3 protein-coding genes are annotated in these 4,389 nt (G+C 67.3%); all 3 read left to right on the top strand.

The features are described 5' to 3' along the window. Nucleotides 1-993: HAD-IC family P-type ATPase (locus Q0W90_RS23530; RefSeq protein ID WP_297776986.1), on the top strand; the 993-nt coding region annotated here is incomplete at its 5' end. Nucleotide 994: 1 nt separating this feature from the next. Then, nucleotides 995-1,918, top strand: a complete 924-nt coding sequence (locus Q0W90_RS23525) for a potassium-transporting ATPase subunit C (RefSeq protein WP_297776983.1) — start codon at nucleotides 995-997, stop codon at nucleotides 1,916-1,918. A gap of 11 nt (nucleotides 1,919-1,929) precedes the next feature. Next, nucleotides 1,930-4,389 (top strand): sensor histidine kinase KdpD (locus Q0W90_RS23520; RefSeq protein ID WP_297776981.1); only part of this gene is annotated, 2,460 nt, incomplete at its 3' end.

Genomic DNA, 4,389 nt, shown 5'->3' with positions numbered 1-4,389 from the left:
CACTTTGGACTGCGTGCCCGCACACCGGGTGAGCTGTCGCAAGCCCACTGGGTGGCCTTCTCCGCCACCACCCGGATGTCGGGTGTCGACCTCGATGGGCACCTGCTGCGCAAGGGTGCGGCGAGCTCGGTTGCGGAATGGATACGCAGCCAAGGGGGTAACGTCCCCCCGCGGCTCGGCGAGATCGTCGACGGTATCTCCGCCGGCGGTGGCACGCCGCTGGTCGTCGGGGAAAGGATCGAGGGACAAGCGAGGGCGCTCGGTGTCATCCACCTCAAAGACGTCGTCAAGCAGGGCATGCGTGAACGGTTCGACGAGATGCGCCGGATGGGCATCCGGACGGTGATGATCACCGGCGATAACCCGTTGACCGCCAAGGCGATTGCCGACGAGGCCGGAGTCGACGACTTCTTGGCCGAGGCCACACCCGAGGACAAGCTCGCGTTGATCAAGCGTGAGCAGGCGGGCGGCAAACTGGTCGCGATGACCGGTGACGGCACCAACGACGCGCCGGCGTTGGCACAAGCCGACGTGGGCGTGGCGATGAACACCGGCACCTCGGCCGCCAAAGAGGCCGGCAACATGGTCGATCTCGACTCCGATCCCACCAAGCTCATCGAGATCGTCGAGATCGGCAAGCAGCTGCTGATCACCCGCGGGGCGCTGACCACGTTCTCGATCGCCAACGACATCGCGAAGTACTTCGCGATCATCCCGGCGATGTTCGTCGCCCTGTTCCCCGGGTTGGACCTGATCAACGTGATGCGGCTGCACAGCCCGCAGTCGGCGATCCTGTCCGCGGTCATCTTCAACGCGATCATCATCGTCATGCTGATCCCGCTCTCGTTGCGCGGCGTGCGGTACACACCGAGCAGCGCGTCAAAGCTGTTGAGCCGCAACCTATATGTCTATGGCCTGGGCGGAATCATCGCACCGTTCATCGGAATCAAGGCGATCGACCTGATCGTCCAATTCATCCCAGGGATGTCCTGACATGACGTTCTCGAATTTCGTCCGCCTGCACTGGGCGGCATTGCGCGCGCTGCTGGTGCTGACCGTGATCACCGGTCTGGCCTATCCCCTGTTCGTCTGGGCGGTCGCGCAGCTCCCCGGATTGCGGGACCACGCCGAGGGATCGATCCTCACCGCGGACGGTAAGCCGGTGGGCAGCAGGCTGATCGGCCAGCCGTACACCGGCAAGGACGGCAACCCGCTGCCCCAATACTTCCAGAGCCGACCCTCGGCGGCCGGTGCCGGCTACGACCCGACCTCGTCGGGCGGCAGCAACCTCGGGCCGGAAAGCATCGTCGACACGCCCGCCGACCCCTCGCAACTGGCCGGCGGTACGTCCGCACCGGACGCGGGCTTCAAGCCGAGCCTGCTGACCACGGTGTGCTCACGTAGCGCCGCCGTCGGCAAACTGGAGGGAATCGACGGGTCGCGGCCGTTCTGCACCGGCGGTGGTGTGGGCGCGGTGTTGTCGGTGATCGGTCCGCGTGACGCACGCGGCAACGTCGTCCACCCGACTCGGGTGGTCAGCGTCAACGAGCCCTGCGGATCGGCACCGGCGCCCTTCCTCACCCTTTACGAGGGTGTGCGGGTCGAATGCGCCAAGTACGGTGACGACTACTCGATCGGCCAGACGGTACCCATCCGCGGGGCCGCGCCGGCCAAGCCCGCGGTGCCGGCCGACGCGGTCACCGCCGGCGGCAGCGGCCTCGACCCGAACATCTCGCCGGCCTACGCCGATATCCAGGTGGCGCGGGTCGCCAAGGCGCGCCGGGTCAGCCCAGATCAGATCCGTGAGCTGGTAGCGCAGAACCGGAGCGGGCGCGCGCTGGGATTCTTCGGCGAACCGTGCGTCGATGTGCTGCAACTAAACCTGCAACTCGACCACCGGTATCCGGTCACGAGTTAGCTCCAAGGGGGATGATGGTTGACGTGAGCGACGTCGGCCACCGCGACCCTCCCAAGCGGGGGGAGCTACGCATCTACCTCGGTGCGGCTCCGGGCGTGGGCAAGACGTATTCGATGCTGGGTGAGGCACATCGGCGGCTGGAACGTGGCACCGATCTGGTGGCGGGCGTGGTGGAAAGTCACGGGCGTCCGAAAACCGCTGAGCTGCTTGAGGGCATCGAGGTCATTCCGCCGCGCTCTATCGCATATCGTGGCGGCCACTTCCCCGAACTCGACGTGCCGGCCGTGCTGGCGCGCCACCCGCAGGTCGTCCTCGTCGACGAACTCGCGCACACCAACACGCCGGGCAGCAAAAACCCCAAGCGGTGGCAGGATGTCGAGGAATTGCTCGACGCCGGGATCACCGTGATCTCCACGGTGAACGTGCAGCACCTGGAAAGCCTCAACGACGTCGTCGCCCAGATCACCGGTATCGAACAGAAAGAGACGGTCCCGGACCTGATCGTGCGCCAGGCCGCACAGGTCGAGCTCATCGACATCACACCAGAGGCGCTGCGGCGCAGGTTATCCCACGGAAACGTCTACGCTCCCGATCGTATCGATGCGGCGCTGTCCAACTACTTCCGCCGCGGAAACCTCACCGCGCTAAGGGAACTGGCGCTGCTGTGGCTTGCCGACCAGGTCGACACGGCGCTGGCCAAATACCGGGCCGAGAACAAGATCACCGACCTGTGGGAGGCCCGCGAGCGGGTCGTCGTGGCGGTAACCGGCGGACCCGAATCCGAGACGTTGGTGCGACGCGCGTCCCGGATCGCGTCGAAGTCCACCGCCGAGCTCATGGTGGTGCACGTCATCCGCGGTGACGGCCTGGCCGGCCTGTCGGAGTCCCGGATGGCCAAGATCCGGGAGCTGGCGACCAGCCTGGACGCTTCGCTGCACACCGTGGTCGGCGACGAGGTGCCCACGGCCCTACTCGAGTTCGCCCGCGAGATGAACGCCACGCAGCTGGTGATCGGCACCTCGCGGCGGTCCCGCTGGGCGCGCCTGTTCGAGGAGGGAATCGGACCGAGGATCGTCGAGCTGTCCGGAAAGATCGACGTGCACCTGGTCACGCACGAGGAAGCCAAACGCGGCTTCCGCACGGCCTCGCTCACACCCCGCGAGAGGCGGGTGACGTCATGGCTGGCGGCCGTCATCGTGCCGTCGATCATCTGCGCGATCACCGTCACGACGCTGGACTCGTACCTTAACACCGGCGGCGAGAGCGCCTTGTTCTTCGTGGGGGTGCTGCTGGTCGGATTGTTCGGAGGTGTTGCGCCCGCGGCACTTTCGGCAGTGCTGTCCGGACTGCTGCTGAACTACTTCCTGATCGCCCCGCGGCACAGCTTCACCATCGCCGAACCCAACAGCGCCATCACCGAATTGGTGCTGCTGCTGATCGCGGTCGCCGTCGCGGTGCTGGTCGATTTCGCCGCCAAACGCACCTGGGAAGCCCGCCGCGCGTCGCAGGAGGCCGAGCTGCTCACCCTGTTCGCGGGCTCGGTGCTGCGCGGCGCCGACCTCGAAACGCTGCTCGAACGGGTGCGTGAAACCTATGCCCAGCGCGCGGTCACCATGCTGCGGGAGCCCGGCGAGGACGCGCGCGCCGGCGGGACGCGGGGCGACGTCGTCGCCTGTGTGGGCAGGGACCCCTGCGTCACCGTCGACTCCGCGGACACGGCGATCGAGGTCGGCGACGACGAGTTCTGGATGCTGCTGTCGGGCCGAAAGCTATCCGCGCGGGACCGGCGGGTGCTCGGCGCGGTGGCCAGGCAGGCCGCCGGTTTGATCAGGCAGCGGGAGCTCGCGGAGGAAGCCAGCCGGACCGAGGCGGTCGTGCGGGCCGACCAACTGCGGCGCTCGCTGTTGTCCGCGGTCAGCCACGACCTGCGCACGCCGCTGGCGGCGGCCAAGGTCGCGGTGTCCAGCATGCGCGCCGAAGATGTGGCCTTCTCCGCCGCCGACACCGCGGAATTGCTGGCGACCATCGAGGAGTCGATCGACCAACTCACCGCGCTGGTCGGCAACCTGCTCGATTCGTCGCGGCTGGCCGCCGGGGTGATCCACCCCGATATCAGCCGGGTGTACCTGGAGGAAACCGTGCAGCGCGCGCTGGTCAGCATCGGCAAGGGCGCCACCGGCTTTTTCCGGTCCGCCATCGACCGGGTCAAGGTGGACGTGGGCGACGCCATGGTGATGGCGGACGCAGGGCTGCTGGAACGCGTGCTGGCCAACCTGATCGACAACGCGCTGCGGTACGCACCCGACTGCCTGGTCCGGGTCAACGCCGGACGGGTGGGCGATCGGGTGCTGATCAACGTCATCGACGAAGGGCCCGGAATACCGCATGGGGCCGAGGACCAGATCTTCGACGCGTTTCAACGGCTCGGCGATCACGACAACACCACCGGCGTCGGTCTGGGGATGTCGGTG

It is taken from the genome of Mycobacterium sp. (assembly GCF_025933915.1).
Lineage (GTDB): Bacteria > Actinomycetota > Actinomycetes > Mycobacteriales > Mycobacteriaceae > Mycobacterium.
This window is presented reverse-complemented; position numbering and strand designations above follow the sequence as displayed.

What these genes read in the sequence shown, in the direction of transcription:
- Q0W90_RS23525 (WP_297776983.1), top strand. Translation starts at nt 995, where the DNA reads ATGACGTTCTCGAATTTCGTCCGCCTGCACTGGGCGGCATTGCGCGCG.